The sequence below is a fragment of the Pseudomonas sp. FME51 genome, from assembly GCF_014897305.1.
The window spans coordinates 1-577 of the sequence record NZ_JABUYN010000052.1; the positions used below are offsets into that span (position 1 = coordinate 1).

Sequence of the window (577 nt, forward strand, 5' to 3'; positions counted from 1 at the left end):
ATCTGGATAAGAATATATTGTACTTATACCTTCAGTTTTACGCTCTGCTGGATATTCAGAGTAAACGACTATATCGGTATGAATGATGGGTTTTCAGGTGATTTTTTGAGCATTGCGAGATTTATAATAAAGATAAAGCTCTTCGCCATATAACCATAAGCTAATGTTCTTATCATTTTTAAAAGGTGTATCAATCCAAGGAAAATAATCAGATATAATATCAAAATCACCTTTTTTATTAACAGGTTTCTTTCCTATTCGTTGAGGTTGATTATTATCAAAAATGATAATAACACCACTTCCTACAATCTTGTTAATATCCTTATAAAAATTATCATTATGTTTTAATACCATTTTCAACGTGACATTACTTAATTGCCAATCACATTTCCCACCTCCTCTATAAGGGATTTCTGCACTATATAATGAGCTATTACCTTCTTTTCCTAACAAAACTATCTCACTATTAAAACCAGAAACAGTATATGTAGGCACTTCATTATTATTATATGTTTTTCGGCAAAGATTTGAACGGTACATAACCTTCATCGGTGAAAGCTCAGCGACATCGGGTACG

Annotated in this window: 1 pseudogene; it reads right to left on the bottom strand. The window is 31.5% G+C overall.

The features are described from left to right. Positions 1-93 precede the first annotated feature (93 nt). Positions 94-577: pseudogene (locus tag INT39_RS22365) on the bottom strand (hypothetical protein); the annotation flags it as partial.